Origin of the sequence: Sabulibacter ruber, assembly GCF_017355955.1 — a bacterium.
Classification (GTDB): Bacteria; Bacteroidota; Bacteroidia; order Cytophagales; family Hymenobacteraceae; genus Nibribacter; species Nibribacter ruber_A.
The window spans coordinates 1-313 of record NZ_JAFFID010000069.1 but is presented as its reverse complement, the minus strand read 5'-3'; the positions used below and the strand labels follow the sequence as shown (position 1 = coordinate 313).

At 69.6% G+C, this 313-nt stretch carries 1 protein-coding gene; it reads right to left on the bottom strand.

From position 1 onward, the window contains the following. On the bottom strand, nucleotides 1–313 hold a 313-nt coding region (locus JT719_RS24485; protein ID WP_278251901.1), incomplete at both ends, for an SRPBCC family protein.

Here is a 313-nt window from a genome sequence, read left to right as displayed (position 1 = left end):
TGTGCCAGGAAATCAGCTCGTTCTCGCGCTCGCGCTCGATCTCGGAGAACCAGTCCAGCCGGACGCCGCCGGGACCCTTGGCCTTCCAGTGGCTGCGCTTCTCGGACTCGATCTCCACCGCCTCCAGATGGTCCATGATCTTCGGCAGGTTGCCGAAGTTGCGCCAGAAGCGGAACAGCCGCTCGGGCTGCGCGGCGATGGTCACCCCCGACTGGGTGGTGGTCGGCTCGCGCCGGGCCGACGGAATCAGCCCGGCGACGCCGCCGCCGATCCTGTCCAGGCCGCCTTCGCCCAGCCCTTCGCCGAGGTCGCG